General features: G+C 51.7%; 17 protein-coding genes. All 17 read right to left on the bottom strand.

Going from position 1 to position 19,788, the window contains the following annotated elements; translation table 11 throughout:
- Nucleotides 1-137: 137 nt before the first annotated feature.
- A complete protein-coding gene (locus ACE5KN_RS02010; RefSeq protein ID WP_375525620.1) occupies nt 138-2,756 on the bottom strand; it encodes an FtsK/SpoIIIE family DNA translocase in 2,619 nt (872 codons plus the stop codon).
- Between the two features lie 96 nt (nt 2,757-2,852).
- Entirely contained in the window at nt 2,853-3,062 is a 210-nt protein-coding gene (locus ACE5KN_RS02005; RefSeq protein ID WP_375525621.1) for a YlzJ-like family protein, read from the bottom strand.
- Nucleotides 3,059-3,877: a ClpP family protease gene (locus tag ACE5KN_RS02000; protein ID WP_375525622.1), complete on the bottom strand. Its 819-nt coding sequence runs from the start codon at nt 3,875-3,877 to the stop codon at nt 3,059-3,061. The genes ACE5KN_RS02005 and ACE5KN_RS02000 overlap by 4 nt, the downstream gene beginning before the upstream one ends.
- 380 nt (nt 3,878-4,257) lie before the next feature.
- Nucleotides 4,258-5,937: a ribonuclease J gene (locus ACE5KN_RS01995; RefSeq protein WP_375525623.1), complete on the bottom strand. Its 1,680-nt coding sequence runs from the start codon at nt 5,935-5,937 to the stop codon at nt 4,258-4,260.
- 514 nt (nt 5,938-6,451) lie between these two features.
- Complete coding sequence (gene dapA / locus ACE5KN_RS01990) at nt 6,452-7,321, bottom strand: 4-hydroxy-tetrahydrodipicolinate synthase (protein ID WP_375525624.1); 870 nt, start codon at nt 7,319-7,321, stop codon at nt 6,452-6,454.
- A 29-nt stretch (nt 7,322-7,350) separates the two neighbouring features.
- Nucleotides 7,351-8,568: an aspartate kinase gene (dapG, locus tag ACE5KN_RS01985; protein WP_375525625.1), complete on the bottom strand. Its 1,218-nt coding sequence runs from the start codon at nt 8,566-8,568 to the stop codon at nt 7,351-7,353.
- A gap of 190 nt (nt 8,569-8,758) precedes the next feature.
- Nucleotides 8,759-9,355: a dipicolinate synthase subunit B gene (locus ACE5KN_RS01980; protein WP_375525626.1), complete on the bottom strand. Its 597-nt coding sequence runs from the start codon at nt 9,353-9,355 to the stop codon at nt 8,759-8,761.
- Entirely contained in the window at nt 9,352-10,251 is a 900-nt protein-coding gene (dpsA, locus tag ACE5KN_RS01975; protein ID WP_375525627.1) for a dipicolinate synthase subunit DpsA, read from the bottom strand. The genes ACE5KN_RS01980 and dpsA overlap by 4 nt, the downstream gene beginning before the upstream one ends.
- A 136-nt stretch (nt 10,252-10,387) precedes the next feature.
- Nucleotides 10,388-10,837, bottom strand: a complete 450-nt coding sequence (gene dut / locus ACE5KN_RS01970) for a dUTP diphosphatase (protein WP_375525628.1) — start codon at nt 10,835-10,837, stop codon at nt 10,388-10,390.
- Nucleotides 10,815-12,080: a M16 family metallopeptidase gene (locus ACE5KN_RS01965; protein ID WP_375525629.1), complete on the bottom strand. Its 1,266-nt coding sequence runs from the start codon at nt 12,078-12,080 to the stop codon at nt 10,815-10,817. Before ACE5KN_RS01965 ends, dut begins: the two co-directional genes overlap by 23 nt.
- A 267-nt stretch (nt 12,081-12,347) precedes the next feature.
- Nucleotides 12,348-13,337 carry a polysaccharide deacetylase family protein gene (locus ACE5KN_RS01960; protein ID WP_375525630.1) on the bottom strand — a complete coding sequence of 330 codons (990 nt, stop codon included), beginning with the start codon at nt 13,335-13,337 and terminating at the stop codon, nt 12,348-12,350.
- 150 nt (nt 13,338-13,487) lie between these two features.
- Nucleotides 13,488-15,587 (bottom strand): polyribonucleotide nucleotidyltransferase, encoded by a 2,100-nt coding sequence (gene pnp, locus ACE5KN_RS01955; protein WP_375525631.1) that lies wholly within the window; start codon nt 15,585-15,587, stop codon nt 13,488-13,490.
- A gap of 253 nt (nt 15,588-15,840) precedes the next feature.
- Nucleotides 15,841-16,110 carry a 30S ribosomal protein S15 gene (gene rpsO, locus ACE5KN_RS01950; protein ID WP_305755093.1) on the bottom strand — a complete coding sequence of 90 codons (270 nt, stop codon included), beginning with the start codon at nt 16,108-16,110 and terminating at the stop codon, nt 15,841-15,843.
- A gap of 136 nt (nt 16,111-16,246) precedes the next feature.
- Complete coding sequence (locus ACE5KN_RS01945; RefSeq protein WP_375525632.1) at nt 16,247-17,197, bottom strand: bifunctional riboflavin kinase/FAD synthetase; 951 nt, start codon at nt 17,195-17,197, stop codon at nt 16,247-16,249.
- A 300-nt stretch (nt 17,198-17,497) separates the two neighbouring features.
- On the bottom strand, nt 17,498-18,421 hold the full coding sequence (truB, locus tag ACE5KN_RS01940) for a tRNA pseudouridine(55) synthase TruB (RefSeq protein ID WP_375525633.1): 924 nt from the start codon (nt 18,419-18,421) through the stop codon (nt 17,498-17,500).
- Nucleotides 18,418-19,395, bottom strand: coding sequence for a DHH family phosphoesterase (locus ACE5KN_RS01935; RefSeq protein WP_375525634.1), 978 nt, complete (start codon nt 19,393-19,395; stop codon nt 18,418-18,420). Before ACE5KN_RS01935 ends, truB begins: the two co-directional genes overlap by 4 nt.
- Nucleotides 19,396-19,420: 25 nt before the next feature.
- Nucleotides 19,421-19,771 carry a 30S ribosome-binding factor RbfA gene (gene rbfA, locus ACE5KN_RS01930; RefSeq protein ID WP_355317238.1) on the bottom strand — a complete coding sequence of 117 codons (351 nt, stop codon included), beginning with the start codon at nt 19,769-19,771 and terminating at the stop codon, nt 19,421-19,423.
- Between the last annotated feature and the right edge of the window lie 17 nt (nt 19,772-19,788).

Genomic DNA, 19,788 nt, shown 5'->3' with positions numbered 1-19,788 from the left:
TGTGGGATGAACAGGATGGCTACGCTTATTATGACAAGGGAGAAGCCTGACTATTCACTTCACTGGTAACCCTGCAAGGTTTTGAACGACAAAAAAACCGTCCAAGCGCTTGGCTTGAACGGCTGACAATATTCCCGTCAGGAACTGATTTTATTTTGCTGATACTGCTCCAGAGACATTAGAACCTCCCGCGGCTTGCTACCCTCATAAGGGCCGATCACACCGCGCGCTTCCATGGAATCGATCAGGCGGGCGGCTCTGGTATAACCGATGCGCATGCGGCGCTGGAGCAGGGATACGGAGGCTTGCTTCGCCTCAAGAATGATACCCACAGCCTGGTCGTACAGCTCATCCAGCATATCATCCGCTTCCGCTGCCGTCTCCTCGACTTCCGGCACCAGCGTATCGTCATACTGGGCTTCTCCCTGATTGCGGACATAACCCACGACGTTCTCCACTTCCTGGTCGCTCAGAAACGCTCCCTGCACACGTACCGGTTTGGAGGCACCCATCGGCATAAACAGCATGTCCCCGCGTCCCAGCAGCTTCTCCGCTCCTCCCATATCCAGAATGGTACGGGAGTCAACCTGGGATGAGACGCCAAACGCAATCCGCGAAGGAATATTCGCCTTGATCACACCCGTGATAACGTCAACCGACGGGCGCTGTGTTGCAATGATCAAATGAATACCGGCAGCGCGGGCCATTTGGGCCAGACGGGCAATGGCATCTTCCACATCTCCGGCAGCCACCATCATCAGGTCGGCAAGCTCGTCCACAATGACTACAATATATGGAAGTACAGCTGCCGGATTGTCTTTCATCAGCAGATTATAACCTTCTATGTTCCTCGTTCCCGATTTGGAGAAGAGATCATATCGCTTCTCCATCTCTACGACGATTTTCTTTAAGGCCAGTGATGCCCGCTTCGGATCGGTTACGACAGGTGCCAGCAGATGAGGAATGCCATTATAGACATTCAGCTCCACCATTTTGGGGTCAACCATCAAAAATTTAACTTCGTCGGGTTTTGCTTTATACAAAATACTGGTTATAATGCCGTTGATACACACCGATTTACCCGAACCGGTTGCTCCTGCTACAAGCAAATGGGGCATTTTCGCCAGATTTCCGACAATGGTCTGTCCCGCAATATCCCTGCCGAATGCAATGGACAGCTTGGCCTCCGACTCCTGAAACACCGGAGTTTCCATAACCTCGCGCATGGTGACCACCGATACCTCACTGTTTGGAACCTCAATCCCGATCGCCGACTTGCCGGGAATCGGGGCCTCCATCCGGATATCCTTGGCTGCCAGAGCCAGCGCAATATCATCAGTCAGGCTCACGATCCGGCTTACCTTCACACCGATGTCCGGCTGGATCTCGTAGCGGGTTACGGCAGGGCCACGAACAACCTCTAGCACCTTGGCCCGCACACCGAAGCTCTCCAGTGTAGCCTCGAGCTTGCGCGCAGTCTGCATGTAATCCTTTTGTCCGCCTCCCTTACCCGCCCCTTGCGGCTTGGACAGGAGCTTAAACGGAGGCAGCTTGTAAGGCTTCGGAGGCGGCGGAGGCGGTGCCTGAGGGGCTGTTTCACCGCCAGGCAGTCCCTCTCCGGCTGCCTGTCCACTGTCCGCAGGCGCCTCGTCTGAGTGACCGTTCTCTTCTTCTCTCGCTTCATCAGCAGGGGACATATCCGCTTCAGCATCCGCATGCATGGACAGGTTGCTCTCCTCTTCCTTGTCGTAAAGCTCCGCGTTTTCATCAGTGTGGACCTGTTCCAGGAAATCCCTGATAATCGGCGAGCTCCTCGTTTCGGCTGCTTCAGGCTCGGCAGCCACAAAAGGTGATGAGTGCACGTCTCCTTCCACGTCATCATACCGGTCATAAGCCAATGAATTAAATGCCGTTTCTCCTTCCGCCTGCTCCTCTGTCAAATGATGATCAGCCGGCGCTTTGCGGGAGCCAAACAGCTGAAAGAACAACGGCTGCTTCCGCTTGGGCAGCGAAGGCATTTCTTCATAATCCTCTTCCAGTTCCTCCTCGTCTTCCGGAACAGGCACAGGCTTGCCTCTTCTGCTTCTGCCGCCTCCTTCCGCAACCGGGATCGGGGACTTTCTTGCTTCCCACTTGCGCTGCAGGCTGCTGCCTGTATTCAGCACCTTGGTGCGCAGAATACGCCCCAAATCCACATAGGACAGCTGCGTAACAAGCATAAAGCTGATCACAAACATGACAAGCATAATGAGCTTGGCTCCCATCAGTCCGAACAGCCAAAGCAGGATCATCAGCTCTATGGCTCCGACATATCCGCCGCTGATTTCCTTATTCAGCATGGAATGCTGATCTCCATCCGCGGCAAACAGCTCGTCCCGCAAATCAATATGTATTTGATTCATCACATTCCCCGGCTCCAGCGCTCCGATCGGGCCAAGCCGCTGTTCCATGGAGGAAATGGTGCTCATCAGCGTTAATGTAAGCACGAATAAAAGCAACCCGCTCTTACGGCCATTCCATTTGTTCGGCCACTTCCGGTGTATCATTACCATCAAGCCGTAAAAAATGCCGATCAGGGGAATGACAAAGTAAAACTTGCCCAGCACAAGACCGAACATCTTGGATAAAGAGCGGCCGACCGCCGCTTCACCGGACAAGGCAATAACGGAAAGTGTAATCAGGACAATGCCGTATATTTCGTATTTCAGGACGCTCCCGAGTGTAGTTTTCTTCTTCTTGCGTCTTCTGGCCATCATGGTCACCCCCCAGAAGAATATTATACCACGTCCACCCGCATCAGCACATATGTTCTTTTTCGACAAGCTTTTTGCTTTTCCGCCTGCACGGATGATTTACCACTCTATCTCGGTGCCCGGAGACAGCTTAGGATTCAAGTATGCATCGAGAGGACAGTCCAGCAGCCTTACGATGGTTCCTTTTCTCTCCCCCTCCGCCCTTACCTGGATCAGGCATCCCTCTGCCCTGATTTCCTGCAACGGGCCTGCTTCTCTCCACATGCCCTCAAGCACCAGCTCCATCGGCACAATGGAATAGTGCGTCATTGCGTCAATCCCCCTTGCTGAGCAGAAACCGCTCTGGAATGACCTTGCATGGCGCCGCCATTCAGGGATGGCATCGCTTCCTGCGGCATCGTGTGCCTTTTCTCAGCAATGGCTTTATTCAGATAGGTCAGCGCATCTCCGATACCGCCAACCGCGTCCATAAGCCCGTACTTTACGGCATCATGGCCACCCACAGCCGTCCCGATATCGCGGTTCAGTTCACCTGTCTTGAACATCAGCTCTTTGAACTGCTGCTCCGAGATGCGGGAATGGCTTGTCACAAACCGCACGACCCGTTCCTGCATCTTCTCCATATATTCAAATGTTTGCGGTACCCCGATGACCAGACCGCTCATCCGGATCGGATGGATGGTCATTGTGGCACTTTCCGCAATAAGTGAGTAAGACGCCGATACCGCGATAGGCACGCCGATGCTGTGACCGCCGCCGATGACTACCGTTACGGTCGGTTTGCTCAGGGAGGCGATCATCTCCGCGATGGCCAATCCGGCTTCCACATCGCCTCCAACCGTATTCAGCACCAGCAGCAGCCCCTCTACTCGGGGATTTTGCTCCGCAGCTACAAGCTGGGGAATGATATGCTCATACTTGGTTGTCTTGTTTTGCGGAGGCAGGATGAAGTGGCCTTCAATTTGTCCGATAATGGTCATGCAAAAGATATTGGATTCCGCAGCAGGTACTCCGGTCTGTCCGAGCTGCTGGATACTCTCCATGACAGGGGTCATCTTTTTATCTTCGGTTTGCGGATTTTGAGTTTCCGTCTCTTCTTCCTTATTGCCGCCATAAGATACCATACTTTAATCCATCCCTTCATTAATAAATGCGTTATAGAGGTAGTTCAAAAAGTCATCTTTTGATCACGAAGTAAATCAGGAAGCGAACTCGACATCGAATCTTGAATTCAGCCGGGACTAAGCGGATGCTTACGAAGCATGTTTCCTGCGGAAACATTTCAGGTGCTCAGGTACCCCAAGTACGCTCCGCTCCTCAGTCCCTAGCTTCATCCAATCTTCTCGGTGCTGAAAACCTGACTTTTTGAACACACACTTATAACGAATAGTATGGTATTCAAATGGAAGATTTTATACTGTCAAAACAAAAAAGCCTCCCTCTGCGGAAACCGTCCAATATTTCCAGCAGAAGGAGGCGACTGTGTGCCTTATTCGACTATAGATTACACTTCCATAATAATCGGCAAAATCATCGGTCTGCGGCGTGTCTGTTCATACAGGAAACGGCCAAGCGCATCTTTGACATTGGTTTTAAGGGAAGCCCATTCATTTACATTTTCGCTCATAAGCTTCTGTAAAGTGCTCGAAACAATGCGGTTGGCTTCATCCAGCAGTCCTTCCGATTCACGGACATAAACGAAACCGCGGGAAATGATATCAGGGCCGGAGACAATCGTGCCATCCTGCTTGCTAAGCGTAACGACAACGACCAGAATACCGTCCTGTGACAGGAGCTTCCGGTCACGCAGCACAATATTGCCTACGTCGCCGACTCCCAATCCGTCGATCAGCACATTGCCTGCAGTTACTTTTCCTGCTTTGCGTGCGACACCGTTCTGAATCTCAACAACATCGCCGATATCGGTAATAAAAATGTTGTCATGATCAATGCCCACTGATTCGGCCAGCAAGGCATGTCTGCGCTGCATTCTGTATTCACCGTGAATTGGAATGAAAAACTGCGGCTTCATCAGGTTAAGCATCAGCTTAAGCTCTTCCTGGCTGCCATGCCCGGACACGTGCACGCCTGAATTTGCTCCGCTATAATATACCTCCGCGCCTAAACGGAACAGTTCGTCGATCGTACGGCCGACGTATTTCTCGTTGCCCGGTACAGGAGTTGCGGCAATGATGACGGTATCTCCAGGCAAAATATCCACCTTGCGGTGCGTGGAGCGGGCCATGCGCGTCAGCGCCGACATCGGCTCTCCCTGGCTGCCGGTGCACAGGATCACGACCCGGTCTGCGGCCATTTTGCCGACTTCCTCAGGCTCAATCAGCATGCCGTCCGGAATCTGCAAATATCCGAGATCATGGGCAATGCCCACCACATTCACCATACTGCGTCCGATCACGGCCACCTTGCGGCCTGTCTTCTCGGCGGCGTTCACCACCTGTTGAATCCGGTGCACGTTGGAAGCGAAGGTTGCAACCACCACCCGCTGGCGGGATTTGCGGAAAATATCCTCAAGCACGATGCCTACACTTTTCTCCGAAGGTGTAAATCCAGGCTTCTCGGCATTGGTGCTATCTGATAAAAGCGCTAATACCCCCCTGCTTCCAATCTCAGCCATCCGCTGCAGATCCGCGTATTGACCATTGACTGGAGTATGGTCAAACTTGAAGTCGCCCGTATGAACAACAGCACCTTCTGGTGTATCGATGCATACACCGACAGAATCCGGAATACTGTGATTTGTACTAAAAAATGACACTTTCAGGGTCGATCCCAGTTTGATCTCGGAGTCGGCGTTAATTATGATCCGTTTCGTTTCTCCGAGCAAATTCGCCTCCTTCAGCTTGTTCTCCACAAGCCCCAAGGTCAGCCTCGTCCCGTAAACAGGGACGTTCAGATGCTTGAGCACATACGGCAGACCGCCGATATGGTCTTCATGGCCATGTGTCAGCACAATCCCTCTCACTTTGTCACGGTTCTCCGTAAGGTAGGAAATATCAGGAATGACGATATCGATTCCGAGCATATCTTCCTCAGGAAACTTCAGTCCCGAATCCACGACTACAATGTCGTTGGCATATTGGATGACATACATGTTTTTCCCGATCTCTCCGACGCCGCCCAAAGCGAAAATCATCAATTTATCGTTGTTGGCTTTTTTAGACAAATGAATCTAAACCTCCTATGGTAGTTGGACGTCGTACCTTAATTTGTTATTTAATTTTCAAAAAAATACCGCACCCAGTCACTTGACCCCATTATACATGATTAAAAAGCGAAAACACAAGTCGCCCTTTTCTTTGAAGTTAGGGTTCCCGTTTTCTAAAAAACCATGAACGGCAAGCCGTTTTCACCCTTTTACCACGCCCATTAAAGCAAAAAAAAGCGCTCCTCATGGGAAACGCTTCTGTTTTGCCGTATAAATGCATGTTCAAAAAGTCAGGTTTTCAGCACCGAAGCCTACGCTTCCGGAGTGCGTTTTTCAAAACGCTTGAATTAGATGAAGATAGGGACTGAGGAGCGGAGCGTACTAGGGGTACGGGAGCACCTTAAATGTTTCCGCAGGAAACATGCTTCGGAAGCATTCGCTTAGGCCCGGCTGAATTCAAGATTCGATGTCGAGTCCGCTTCCTGACTTCCTTCGTGATCAAAAGATGACTTTTTGAACTACCTCTATAAAATTATTTTTTAAACAAGGAGCGAATGAAGCCTGCTTCCTGCTCCGAGGGAGCCACAAGCGGCAGACGAACCGGGCCGGCGGCAACTCCCCTCAGTTCCAATGCATATTTGACAGTCACCGGATTCGGGCATGTAAACAACCCCTTAAACACAGGAAACAGCGACTGATGCAAAGCGGCTGCCTGCTCAGGGCGCCCGCCCGTAAAGGCTTGGATCATCTGCTTCATTTCCGAGCCGACCACATGGCTGGCAACACTGACAATTCCATATGCGCCTACAGCCATGGCGGGAAGCCCCGAGGCATCGTCACCGGAATACACCTTGAATCCGTCCGGTGCAGCAGCTGCGATCTGTGTAACATGTTCCAGGGAAGCACACTCCTTGGTTGCCACTATGTTCCCAATCTGCGCCAAGCGCAGCGTTGTCTCAGCAGTGAGGCCTGCCACCGTTCTTCCCGGCACATTATAAAGCATGACAGGCAGGGAAGTGAACCCGGCGATGGCTTCGAAGTGTCTGTACATGCCTTCCTGATTCGGCTTGTTATAATAAGGAACTACGAGCAGTATGCCGTCCACGCCCACACGTTCAGCTTCCTTGGTTAAATGAATGGAATGGCGCGTGTTGTTGCTGCCCGTGCCTGCGATAATTTTGCAGCGCCCGGCCGCTTTATCCACCACAAAAGAAAACAATTTGATTTTCTCTTCATCGCTGAGAGTCGGGGCTTCACCTGTCGTCCCCGATACAACGAGAGAATCGGATTTTTGCACCTCGATCAAATAATCGATCAAATCGGATGTCGCGTCCCAATTGATTTCGCCCTGCTCGTCGAATGGTGTAATCATTGCTGTGATCAATCTTCCAAAATCCATCATGCTGCCTCCTTTCATTGCCCCAAGCTTGGTTAACGGTGAAGTTCGAATTTGGCATGAAGCGCACGCAGCGCCTGCACCATATCCTCTTTTTTGACCAATACCCAAATTGTTGTATTGGAATCGGCAGACTGCAGAATCTGAATGCCGGCCTCCGCCAAAGCCTCGACAATTGTCGCCATAATGCCTGGCACACCGTTAATGCCGCCCCCGATCACCGATACCTTCGCGCAGCCGGAGACAGTCTTTGGGTTCATGCCCATTTCCTGCAGTATTTTAACCGCTTTAGGGCCTTCACTGTCACTGACCGTATATACCGCGCCCGTTGTTGTGACATTGATAAAATCGACGCTGATCCCGCTTACGGCCATCGCCTTGAATACCTTTAACTGAAGATGGTTGTTCGGTTCCTCCGACTCCACAGTAATCTGGGTCACATTCCCAACGTAAGCGATACCTGTCACATACCGGTCCACTACACCTGATTGAACATCCTTAAAGCCCTCCGGATGAGTCACCAATGTGCCTTCACTCTCGGAAAAAGTTGAACGCACACGAACCGGAATATTCGCCTGCATGGCAATTTCCACGGCACGCGGGTGAATCACTTTCGCTCCGTGGTGCGCCATATTGCAAATTTCCGTGTAGCTGACATAATCAAGCGGTTTGGCATCTTCCACAATTCTTGGATCCGCAGTTAAAATTCCGTTGACATCCGTATAAATATCGACAATTTCCGCATGGAGGGCGGCCCCTAACGCAGTAGCCGATGTATCGCTTCCGCCTCTGCCAAGTGTCGTGAAATCTCCATTTTCCGTCTGGCCCTGAAAACCGGTTACGATTACCACACGATCCTGCTCAAGTTCCTTCAGAATACGTGCAGGCCTGATGTCCAGAATTCTTGCATTCCCGAACTGGCCGTCGGTTACAAAACCTGCCTGTGCTCCTGTCAATACCGTGGCGGAAATCCCCTCCTGCTCCAGCAGGCTGCACAGCGTGGCTGCAGAAATAATCTCCCCGCAGCACATCAGCAGATCCCGTTCGCGGTCAGGAAGACTGTCTCCGTTGCTTGCCGCCCAATCAAGCAGCGTATCCGTTGCATACGGTTCACCCTTGCGGCCCATGGCCGATACAACCACTACAAGCTGAAACTTATTCTTCAGCTCTCTCTTGATATGACCGATGACCAGATTTCTGGCTTCCGGTGTGGAAAGCGAAGTTCCCCCGTATTTCTGTACTAAAATTCCCATAATTTCTCCTCCACCGTGTGCACCTCAGGAACAGGATATGTTGTATCAATACCCGTTCCTGCCAAACAATCTCATACTGTATCATTTTCCGGCTTCCCAACCCGCTTCTCTTTCCCTTTGACGCTGCAGTGAACTACCATATATTCTGAAAGCCCCCGGCTGCATCAACAGCCGGAGGCCCGCCAGGCAATTATACGGTATGATGCCGCTGAATGATCATGGGCTGAAGCTGTCTGCCCTCCAGAGCTGCATAACAGGCCTCGGGAATCAGTTCCATCTGGGCCACAAGCGAATTGGGCTTCTGTTCCGGATTGTCCTGCCCGAACGGCACAAAATAAACGGATTTGGCCACAAGCAGCTTCGCGATATTCGCCGCATTCAGCCCAAGGCCGTCATTGGTTGAAATGGCAAGCACCAGCGGACGGCCGTTCCGCAGCTGCGCTTTGGCAGCCATCAGCACCGGACTGTCCGTCATGGCGTTGGCCAGCTTGCTGGTTGTATTGCCCGTACACGGTGCAATAACAAGGACATCCAGCATACGTGATGGCCCAAGCGGTTCAGCCTCAACAATTGTAGAAATGATATCATTCCCTGTTATATCTTTCAACTGTTTTTGCCAACTTTGCGAGGTGCCGAAACGTGTATCCGTCGTCAGCACCGAGCTTGAAATAATCGGAATGACCCGTGCGCCTTCATCTACAAAGCGCTGAATGACGGGCATCACTTCCTCAAAGGTGCAGTGTGAGCCCGTAATCGCGTAACCTACTGTCTTGCCCCTCCAGTTCATACGCCTTCCTCCCGGTTCGGATTATCTTGCAAAAGCTGCTGAACCAATGCGTCCGCCATAATCATACCTGCGGTTTTGGGAGCTACCATGCCGGGAAGCGAAGGTGCAAGAAGTGCCTTGATTCCAATCTTCTCCGCACTTGAGAAATCACATCCGCCGGGAGCGGAGGCCAGGTCAATAATGACGGCACTCCGAGGCATTCGGGACAGGATTTGCGCTGTGATAATCATAGTGGGTATCGTATTAAAAAGCAAGTCGATATCATACACCTCATCCGCCAAATCCCTTGTCTCAAAAGGCTTCCAGCCCATCACGGCAGCCCGTGCCCCTTCATCCTTCCCGCGAATTCCGACCTTTACGTCAGCTCCCAGCCCCTGCAGAGTTTTAGCCAGTGTAAACCCGGTACGTCCCATACCGAGCACCATGCATTTGGACTGGTGAATTGTTATTTCCGTATGCTGGATCGCCATCATGACGGCCCCTTCGGCCGTAGGAATCGAGTTGCGAATGGCAATATCATCCCGATTCAGGAGCTCAACCAGCTGCAGACCGTATTTGTCGCTCAACCTGTGCAAATACGGCTTAGCCATTCCGGTGTAAATTGTACAGTGCCCCGGAAGCACCGAAATATGTTCTTCCAGCAGCTGCAGCGGTTCATCAGAAAATGACGCACTTACCTTTCCTTCATTATCACAGCTTACAACCGGCAATATGAGAGCATCCGCTGATTCCAGAACTTCTTCTCCCAGAGGCACGAAAAACACACCGGGAATCTTCTCCGGAATGCGTTCAAATCCCACTGCATGGACAGAAGCGCCCAAAGCGGCACATTTCCTCAATACCTCCAGCTGCCGGGCATCTCCACCGATAACCAAAACCCGAATTCCTGTGAGCATCTGGTATTCACTCCTTTTCCAGACACGGTATGGTTCATATTATGCGTTTACCCGGAAAGGGTGATAGAAAGCGCAAAAAACCGCCCATAACGGGCGGCTCTTTGCACTTTGATATTCGTATTATTTGTCGGTTGGCCTATTTTCTGCCTGTATGTCCGAAGCCTCCCGAGCCGCGGACCGTCTCTGATAAAACTTCAACCTGCTTCAGCTCCACCTGGGGCACTTCCTGGAACACCATCTGGGCGATCCGTTCGTTCCGTACGATGGTAAATGGATCATCCCCCAAATTGATGAGGAGTACCTTGATTTCGCCGCGGTAATCGGCATCGATCGTGCCGGGCGTGTTCAGGCACGTAATCCCGTGCTTATAAGCAAGCCCACTGCGGGGGCGGATTTGCGCCTCCAGGCCGGCAGGCATGGCCAGCGCTAATCCAGTCGGAATCAGGCAGCGCTTCCCGGGCTCCAGCACGACATCCTCCGTTACCGCAGCGTACAAATCGAATCCGGAAGCAAGCTCCGACATTTTACGCGGCAATTCGATGTCTTCATTGCCCGCAAGCTTGTTAATTTCCACGTAATAAGGCAAATTGGTCCCTCCTCAATCCTGTAACTGCCGCGTCCGAAGACCCGACCATGGCGACAGCGAAAGGCTGGGCGAACATACGATCCAGCACGGCCTGCACATCATCCATCGTAACCTGCTCAATATTTTGGATCATCTCGTCCAGCGTATAATGACGGCCCAGCATCAGTTCATTTTTCCCGTTTCTGTTCATCCGGCTGCCCGTACTCTCCAGGCTCAGGATCAGGCTGCCTTTAAGCTGCTCTTTGCCCTTGCTGAGCTCAGTGGATGTCAGCCCTTTCACCGCGGCATCATGCAGCAGCTCCTGGGTCAACTCAAGCACATCCTTGGTCTGTTTTGGCGCCGTACCTGCATAGATAGTTAGCAGACCGCTGTCTGCATGGGAGCTGTGATAAGAATACACGGAGTATGCGAGCCCGCGTTTTTCACGGATTTCCTGGAACAGTCTGGAGCTCATACCTCCGCCCAGCGCATTATTCAGCAAAATCATGGCATATTGCAGCGGCTCGCCCGTAGCGCAGCCCGGGAACGACAGGCAGATATGATTCTGCTCCGTGCTTTTTTCGTGAAACAGGAGCTGTCCTGCAAAAGCAGGAACGTCCAGCTTCGAAGACTGACCATGATTGTCAAAGTGGCCGAAATGTTTTTCCAGCAGCTCGACCACATCATCGCTGATGTTACCGGCCAGGCTGATCACTGTATTTTCAACGGTATAATGCTCTTTCATATAGCTGCGGAGATGATCGCTGTCCATGGCCTGCAGGCGCTCCTCCGAACCGAGAATGGGATAGGCCAAGGGATGGCTCCCATACGCCGCTCTGGAAACCAGATCATGTACCATATCATCAGGCGTATCCTCGTACATGGAAATTTCCTCAAGGATGACATTTTTCTCTCTGGCGAGCTCCTCCGGGTCCAGCTTTGAATTAAAAAACATATCTGACAGCACATCCACCGCGATCGGCAAATGCTCGTCAAGCACTTTTGCATAATAGCATGTATATTCCTTGGATGTAAAGGCATTGACGTTGCCGCCAATGGCATCGAATTCCTCCGCAATATCCTTTGCGCTGAACCGGTCCGTGCCTTTAAAAAGCATGTGCTCGATAAAATGGGATATGCCGCCTCTGGATTCATCCTCATGCCGTGATCCGGTCTTGACCCAGATCCCGAAGGAAACAGAGCGTACGTTCGGAATTTTTTCCATGACCACTCTAAGGCCGTTGTTCAGTTGTATTTGTTTCACTAAGTTGGCCCCCTTAAACCTAAAGTGCGAGTTCAAAAAGTCAGGTTTTCAGCACCGAGAAGATTGGATGAAGCTAGGGACTGAGGAGCGGAGCGTACTTGGGTACGTGAGCACCGTAAGGCCCGGCTGAATTCAAGATTCGATGTCGAGTCCCCTCCCTGACTTCCTTCGTGATCAAAAGATGACTTTTTGAACTACCTCTTAAACTTGCCTGTGCCCATTTATTCATCTGACGCCATAATGTTCATCGTAACAGAAAAAGGAAGACTACTCAACCGTACTGTCCATAATCCGCTCCGCCGACAGTGTCTGGCTGACGGTGCCGAGTGTCAGTCCTTTGCTGCGCACAGCCTTGATCATATCGGCCAATGCCGCAGCTGAAGATTGGGTTGGATGCATCAGAATAAGTGAACCCGGTTCAACACCCGACGCAATTTTACGCACGATGGAAGCGGGGGCCGGTTTGCGCCAGTCTACAGTGTCGAGTGTCCATAAAACGGTCTTCAATCCCTGGCTTGCGGCGATGTCAACGGTCTCCTGATCATAGTCCCCCGAAGGAGGAGCAAACCACTTGTTCTGAACGCCAAGCGTTTCCTTGAGCAGAGCTTCCGTCTTTGAAATCTCCTGCAGCGCACGCTCCCGGCTGACCCTGCTCATGTTCGGGTGGGAGTAAGCGTGATTGGAGATTTCATGTCCTCTCTTCTGAATTTCCTTGGCGACATCCGGATTTTTCTTCAGCCAGCTTCCGTCCAGGAAAAAGGTGGCCTTGACATGTTCACGATCCAGGGTATCGAGCATAGGCCCGATGTATTCATTGCCCCAGGCCACGTTAATCATGAAGGCAGCCATCGGTTTGGCCGGGTTGCCGCGGTAAATCGGATGATGGCCCAGATCATCGAGCGTTACCTGCGGCGGAGTTTGTTTGTATATGTACTTTACAGGCATACCCGGAGCGGCGGCAGCCCTCCGGTAAGTAGCTTCTATATCTACTTCCACCCCGTTGTACCCGGGAATGGCCTTCCAGACACGGTCAACCGTTGCATCAACCGGAGCCTGTTTGCGCCGCTCCGCTTCAAGCTTTATGAGTTCCATTAGCTGCTCGCCTGCTGTTGCAGGTCCCCATACTTCTACTGCTGTCGCTTCCTCCCACTGGCTGCGGACCTCTTGCACATACTCACGGATACCGCTGATTTGGCCTACGAGCAAAACCACGATCGCACTCCCTAAGGCAGCGGCGGCTATTTTCGCCTTTTTCATCCCCACTCATCCTTCCAGCGCGTTTGTCCACATCCTATGAGCGCCGGACAGGTTTTATGCCTCACGGTTTCTTCCTGCTTATGTATTAAAAAAAGAGCCAGAAAATTACTCTGTCTCTTTTACGGATTCTTCTTCGATGGATTGAATTGTTTACTTGGCCGGCTGCTCTGCAGTCAATACGGCTTTGCGGGACAGGTTAACCCGGCCCTGCTGATCGATTTCAGTAACTTTAACCGTAATCGTATCGCCGATCGATACCACGTCTTCCACTTTGCCGACCCGTTCGGTGGACAGCTGGGAAATGTGAACCAGTCCGTCTTTGCCCGGCAAAATTTCAACGAACGCGCCGAATTTCTCGATACGTTTAACGGTTCCGACATAGATTTCACCGACAACTACTTCTCTTACGATTCCTTCAATAATGGATCGTGCTTTCTCGTTCATTTCCGGGTTGGACGAAGCGATAAACACACGGCCATCCTGCTCGATATCAATTTTTACGCCGGTATCTTCAATGATCTTGTTGATAATCTTGCCGCCAGCGCCGATCACGTCGCGGATTTTATCCGGGTTGATATACATCGTGATAATTTTTGGCGCATAAGGTGAAAGCTGCTTCCTCGGCTCTTGGATCGCTTCCATCATTTTATTCAGAATGAAGATCCGCCCTTCTCTTGCCTGGGTCAGCGCGTCCTGCAAAATTTTGCGGTCAATGCCGTCGATCTTGATATCCATCTGAATGGCGGTTACCCCTTCAGCAGTACCGGCCACTTTAAAGTCCATGTCTCCAAGGTGATCTTCCATACCCTGAATATCTGTCAGAATGGATACATGCTCTTGATCCTTGATCAATCCCATTGCCACACCTGCAACCGGCGCTTTGATCGGAACCCCCGCATCCATCATTGCCAGTGTGCTGGCACAGATGCTCGCCTGAGAGGTAGAACCGTTCGATTCAAGCACCTCGGATACAAGACGGATTGTGTAAGGGAATTCGGATTCCGGTGGAATAACTTTGGCAAGTGCCCGCTCGCCAAGCGCACCGTGACCGATTTCACGTCTGCCTGGAGCACGCAGAGGACGAGCCTCACCCACACTGAAAGGCGGGAAGTTATAATGGTGCATAAAGCGTTTCGACTCTTCCAAAGAAATACCGTCCAGAATCTGCACATCGCCAAGTGCTCCCAGCGTACAAATACTCAACGCCTGTGTCTGTCCGCGTGTAAACAAACCGGAACCGTGCGTCCGTGGCAGGATGCCGGTATCACTCTCAATCGGACGGATTTCATCCAGCTTGCGGCCGTCCGGACGAATCTTGTCATGGGTAATTAAACGGCGCACTTCTTCCTTAACGATATCATAAAGCACTTCGTTAACATCCTTCAGAAGCTCCGGTGTGTCGATGTACTTTTCTTCAAAATAAGCAACCGTCTCTTCGTTGATCGCATCGATCGCGTCCTGACGCGCATGCTTTTCTTCGATTTTTACCGCTTCTACCAAACGGGCGGCTGCATATTCACGCACTTCCTTGTTTACCGTTTCATCCACGGCATGCAGCTTGACCTGCATTTTTTCCTTGCCGGCAATCTTCACCAGTTCTTCAATCGTCGCGACGATATTCTTGATTTCGTCATGTCCGAACATGATCGCTTCCAGCATCGTCTCTTCAGGAACCTCATTCGCTTCGGCTTCAACCATCATAATCGCCTCTTTTGTACCTGCTACTACCAGATACAGATCGCTTGTCTCCTGCTGCTCGATGGTTGGATTGATGATGAATTGACCGTTGACCCGGCCGACTGCAACACCGCCGATCGGTCCGTTAAAAGGCACATCCGATATGCTCAGCGCCGCCGAGGTGCCAATCATGGCCGCGATTTGCGGCTCACAATCCTGATCAACGCTCATCACAAGGTTCAGGACCTGAACATCATTACGGAAGCCTTCCGGAAACAGCGGCCGTATCGGACGGTCTGTCAGGCGGCTGGCAAGAATCGCCTTCTCGCTCGGTCTTCCTTCACGCTTAATGAAACCTCCAGGAATTTTACCCACGGCATATAATCTTTCCTCGTAATTGACGGTTAACGGAAAAAAATCCAAATCCTTCGGTTCGCTGGATGCTGTAACAGTACAAAGCACCGCGGTATCGCCGTAGCGTACCATTACTGCTGCGTTAGCCTGTTTCGCAAGCCGGCCCGTTTCAAGCACGAGCTTTCTGCCGCCAAGCTGCATTTCTACACGTTGTTCCATGGTATCCCTCCATTCTTTACACCTGTATGTTCTTGTTCTGCGTAAAATCAGTATTTCCTGCTCCAAGCCGATTCATAAGACAGCATGTCTTACTGTAAAGACAAAGCCGAGCCTAAGAAAGGACATAACTGGAGGGCTTCGCTAAAATTCGGAAACCCGGGAAATTCAAGAAAAACCTGGCTGCTGTCCGCCGTCGCCATTTCAGGGACATGCGGTGAACAACCAGGTTCTTTTTTTGGGCTTACATGTAAAATTAACGGCGCAGTCCGAGTCTTTCGATCAGTGCACTGTAACGTTTTACATCAGTTTTCTTCAGGTAAGCCAAAAGCTTACGACGCTGACCAACCATCTTCAACAGCCCGCGACGGGAGTGATGGTCTTTCTTATGCGAACGAAAGTGGCTTTGCAAGTTAACGATGTTCTCAGTCAGGATTGCGATTTGAACCTCTGCGGATCCAGTGTCGGATTCGTGAGTTTTGTATTCGTCAATCAGCTGTTGTTTACGCTCTTGAGTCAATGCCATTCTGTTCACCTCCTTCATTATAATCGCCATTAGCCGAGTAACCGCCGGTGAAAGCGCGCAACCAAGCTAAGGTTCTCTGCTGCATGAGCAACATAAAATAGTATAGCACAACAAAATGCCTATTGTAAATGCCGCTCTATAATCTTGAGGATGAAAGCAGCTGCCTTGCCGTATCCGCATCATTCCGGATTTGGGTCACAAGCTCCTGAACTCCGCTGAACTTGCGCTCAGGCCGGATAAAGTGGCACAGCTCCACAGCCATCCATTCTCCATAGATTTGCCGGTCGAAATCGAACAGATGCACTTCAAAAGAGGGCTGAAGATCACCTTCATGGAACGTCGGCTTCACGCCAACGTTCATAACCCCTTTCAACTGCTCGCCGTCTACAGTGGCCCGAACTGCGTATACGCCCTTCATAGGAATAACATAATTATCATTCAGCCGGAGATTGGCGGTCGGAAATCCGATCGTCCGTCCTCTTTTTTCACCATCGCTGACGATCCCCTGCAGCCGGTATGAGCGTCCCAGCCAGTCCAAAGCACGGGCGAGATCGCCTTCCCGCAGCGCCTTACGAATGCCGGAGCTGCTGACTTTTTCCCCGTTCAGTTGGAAAGGTGGCACCGTCTCTACGGTCATCCGGGCACCGCCCAGCTCCCTCAGCATGCTTTCATCTCCTTCACCCCGGTGTCCGAAGCGAAAATCAAAGCCGACGACCGCCGTTTGCACCTGCAGCGGAAACAGCACATCTTCAACGAACTGCTGCGGTGATACACGCGAAAAAGCTTCATTAAACTCCATAATATACAACACGTCAACACCCATCGACTTCAGCAGTTCCTTTTTTTCGGCAATTGGCGTCAGATAACCCTCATAATCGCCCTTTTTCATGACTTCTTTCGGATGAGGATGAAAGGTCATGACAGATACCGGACACTGCCGGCGCTCAGCCAGTGAAACTGCCGTGCGGATTACGCTTTGATGCCCCATATGAAGCCCGTCGAACTGCCCCATAGCCATGACCTGGGGGAGGGCATGCTTCTGCAAAACTTCACCTTTCGGCGGGTATGACAGAGGTACAGTTATCATTCGCATTTCACCTGCCATTTCTTATAGAGGTAGTTCAAAAAGTCATCTTTTGATCACGAAGGAAGTCAGGAAGCAGACTCGACATCGAATCTTGAATTCAGCCGGGCCTAAGCCGACGCTTCCGAAGCATGTTTCCTGCGGAAACATTTCAGGTGCTCACGTACCCCAAGTACGCTCCGCTCCTCAGTCCCTAGCTTCATTCAACTCAAGCGTTTTGAAAAAACGCACTTCGGAAGCATACGCTTCGGTGCTGAAAACCTGACTTTTTGAACTCGCACTTGATATAGTTTCAAATTCTATTCACTGCTCCGGAAGAAACACCTTGATGGCTGTCACGGCATGAGACTCCGGATCACGGCCGAAGATGCCGAGAAACTGGCCGTCTTCCCGATAAAGCCGGATAGGCAGGTCGTGCTCTACCGGCGGAAGAACAGCACCCGGGGACAGCCGCTGTCCCTGTATGGCTGCCGCAGCCTTTTGCTTGACTACCGTGTGTGCAGGCATAAACGCAACCGCCTCGTCCACCGGAATCAAACGCTCCTCCAAACTTCCATCTGCCATACAGCGTTCAATATCTTCGAACGTCAGGCAGCGGTCTGCTGTGATGCCAGCGGACATGGTCCGTTCAAGACGGACCATCGTGGACGGGTAACCGAGCTCACGCCCGATATCAACGCAAAGTGTACGAATGTAGGTGCCTTTGGAGCACAGAACTCGAAACGATACATCGGTATATGTATCATTTTTCGCAAAACTGTTCATTTCCAGTTCATAGATGGTGACCTCCCGGCTCTTGCGCTCCACCGTCTTCCCTTCACGGGCGAGCTCGTACAGCCGTTTGCCTTCTACCTTGACTGCCGAATACATAGGGGGCACCTGGCTGATCACGCCGGTAAAACGCCGCAGCACCACTGCAGCTTCTTCCTCCGTCACCGCCTGCGCATCAGCTTCCTCCACCACCGTGCCTGTCATATCTTCCGTATCGGTTGCAAGACCCAGACGCAGCGTGGCCTGATACTCCTTCGGCTGCTCCTGCAGGTATTCCACAACCCGGGTCGCCCGCCCCAGGCAGAGCGGCAGCACACCGGTGACCTGCGGATCAAGCGTGCCTGTATGGCCGATCCGTTTCATTCCCAGAAGTCGACGCGCCTTGGCCACTACATCATGGGAGGTAAAACCGGCAGGCTTGTAGACAGGCAATATCCCTTCCCACGTTTTCTTCATAACTTCTCCTTCACCCTGCTGACAACCTGTTCAACGACTTGCTCAAGCGGACCTTCAACACGGCAGCCGGCGGCCCGCACATGCCCGCCGCCCCCGAAGGATTGGGCCAAAACGGCCACATCGACTCTGCCCGCGGAGCGCAGACTGGCTTTGACCGCTTGTCCATCGATAACTTTAAATAAAATGCCCACTTCCACTCCCTGGATGTTGCGCGGATAATTTACAATCCCCTCCAGGTCCTCGTTTTCCGCTCCAGCAGCCGCCATGTCCTCAGGCTGAACGGTTACCCAGGCAATTTTGCCGTCCGCGGTCATTTCCAGTGTCGACAAAGCGCGTGTCAAAATTTGTACCTGCGCCAGCGACATGCATTCTAGCAGCCGTTCTGACAGATCCGGACCATTCACGCCATAAGACAGCAGTGTAGAGGCGATGGACATGACCCGAGGAGAGGTATTGGAATAGCGAAAACCCCCGGTATCCGTTAACAGGCCGGTATAGATCAGGGATGCGATCTCTGTATCCCAGTTTACGCCGGACAGCTCCAGCAGATCAAACAAAATTTCGGCCGTGGCCGCCGCATCCGGCTTGATGACATTGATGCTGCCATAGCCGTCATTGGTCGGATGGTGATCTATATTCAGAATCAGCGCATCATCTGCAAAATATTGCTCGGTCAGACCAACGCGGCGGAAATCCGCACAATCCACACAGATCACCCGGCTATACTTGCGGTCCAAAGGCCGAAGGCTCATATTGACAATGTTGTCAGCATGCCACAAAAATTTCATCCGCTGCGGAATCGGCCCTTCGTTCAGCATCGTGAATTTTTTGTCCAGACATGAGAGAAGCCAGCCCACCGTTAAGGTCGAGCTGACTGCATCTCCGTCCGGCTGTACATGCGACACGATCAGGAAATCATCATGCTCCTGCAGGAAATTCTTCGCCTGCTGAAGCGCCCGTTCATAAGTCTGCATTGCCGTCTCCTTTACATTCAATTCATCATTGATCTTCTTTGCCGATGTCGCTAAGCAGCTTCTCAATGCGGCTGCCGTAGGCAATGGATTCGTCAATTTTAAAAATCAGTTCAGGTACATGGCGGAGCCGTATTCTTTTGCCCAGCTCCGAGCGAAGAAAGCCGTTGGCTTTGTCCAGCCCCTTGAGTGAGGCCTGCTTCTGTTCTTCGTCTCCCAGTACGCTTAAATATACTTTGGCCTGGGACAGATCATTGGTCACTTCAACGCCCGTCACGGTCACAAAACCGATGCGCGGATCCTTCAGCTCGCTTTGGATCAGCAGGCTCAGCTCCTTTTTGATCTGTTCCCCGACACGTCCTGTTCGTATTTTAGCCATTGTAGCTCACCTTTCTG

This window comes from Paenibacillus terreus (assembly GCF_042138595.1).
Lineage (GTDB): Bacteria > Bacillota > Bacilli > Paenibacillales > Paenibacillaceae > Paenibacillus > Paenibacillus terreus.
This window is presented reverse-complemented; position numbering and strand designations above follow the sequence as displayed.

Excerpts from the sequence above, each read along its gene's own strand:
- ACE5KN_RS02000 (WP_375525622.1), bottom strand. The coding sequence starts at position 3,877 with ATGGTATCTTATGGCGGCAATAAGGAAGAAGAGACGGAAACTCAAAAT.
- ACE5KN_RS02010 (WP_375525620.1), bottom strand. The coding sequence starts at position 2,756 with ATGATGGCCAGAAGACGCAAGAAGAAGAAAACTACACTCGGGAGCGTC.
- ACE5KN_RS01945 (WP_375525632.1), bottom strand. The coding sequence starts at position 17,197 with ATGATAACTGTACCTCTGTCATACCCGCCGAAAGGTGAAGTTTTGCAG.
- ACE5KN_RS01980 (WP_375525626.1), bottom strand. The coding sequence starts at position 9,355 with ATGAACTGGAGGGGCAAGACAGTAGGTTACGCGATTACGGGCTCACAC.
- dapA (WP_375525624.1), bottom strand. The coding sequence starts at position 7,321 with ATGATGGATTTTGGAAGATTGATCACAGCAATGATTACACCATTCGAC.
- rpsO (WP_305755093.1), bottom strand. The coding sequence starts at position 16,110 with ATGGCATTGACTCAAGAGCGTAAACAACAGCTGATTGACGAATACAAA.
- dapG (WP_375525625.1), bottom strand. The coding sequence starts at position 8,568 with ATGGGAATTTTAGTACAGAAATACGGGGGAACTTCGCTTTCCACACCG.
- truB (WP_375525633.1), bottom strand. The coding sequence starts at position 18,421 with ATGAAGAAAACGTGGGAAGGGATATTGCCTGTCTACAAGCCTGCCGGT.
- ACE5KN_RS01935 (WP_375525634.1), bottom strand. The coding sequence starts at position 19,395 with ATGCAGACTTATGAACGGGCGCTTCAGCAGGCGAAGAATTTCCTGCAG.
- ACE5KN_RS01960 (WP_375525630.1), bottom strand. The coding sequence starts at position 13,337 with ATGAAAAAGGCGAAAATAGCCGCCGCTGCCTTAGGGAGTGCGATCGTG.
- pnp (WP_375525631.1), bottom strand. The coding sequence starts at position 15,587 with ATGGAACAACGTGTAGAAATGCAGCTTGGCGGCAGAAAGCTCGTGCTT.
- ACE5KN_RS02005 (WP_375525621.1), bottom strand. The coding sequence starts at position 3,062 with ATGACGCACTATTCCATTGTGCCGATGGAGCTGGTGCTTGAGGGCATG.
- rbfA (WP_355317238.1), bottom strand. The coding sequence starts at position 19,771 with ATGGCTAAAATACGAACAGGACGTGTCGGGGAACAGATCAAAAAGGAG.
- dpsA (WP_375525627.1), bottom strand. The coding sequence starts at position 10,251 with ATGCTCACAGGAATTCGGGTTTTGGTTATCGGTGGAGATGCCCGGCAG.